This window comes from Belliella filtrata (assembly GCF_022549775.1).
GTDB classification, from domain to species: Bacteria; Bacteroidota; Bacteroidia; order Cytophagales; family Cyclobacteriaceae; genus Belliella; species Belliella filtrata.
On sequence record NZ_JAKZGP010000167.1, the window covers coordinates 1 to 501 of the forward strand.

At 35.3% G+C, this 501-nt stretch carries 1 pseudogene; it reads left to right on the top strand.

Features of this window, described 5'->3' with window-relative positions:
- Positions 1–110 precede the first annotated feature (110 nt).
- Positions 111–501 (top strand): annotated as a pseudogene (locus MM239_RS20930) (IS1595 family transposase); the annotation flags it as partial.

A 501-nucleotide genomic window follows, 5' to 3' on the forward strand; every position in this document is an offset into this window, starting at 1 on the left:
TATGAATATACGGAACTTTGCCAGTAGCCAAATTAAATATTGACACTTAGTGTCAATGGTTTGATGAGAAGGATTGAAATGGTTTAATTGTGATCAAATATAAAATACTGATCAAGAATATACTTAAGTTTAATGAAAGGTTTCCAGATGAAAAGTCTTGCATAGAATTCTTCAAGTATAAAAGACTCAAAGAAGGGGTAGTATTTAAGAAATGTAAGGGATTAGATCATTACTGGCTTCACGCCAAGAATATGTTTCAGTGTAAAAGCTGTAGTTTTAGGACAAGCCTAAAGAGTGGTACAGTCATGGAAAACAGTAATCTTACACTTAAGGAATGGCTAACCGCAATCACCTTCTTTACAGCAACTAAGCAGGGGTTTAGTGCGCTGGAACTCCAACGTCAGATGGGTTTTAGTAGATATCAAACAGTATTCAATCTATGTCACAAGATTAGAACCTTGATGGGTAAACGAGATGCCGAATATAAACTGGAAGATATGG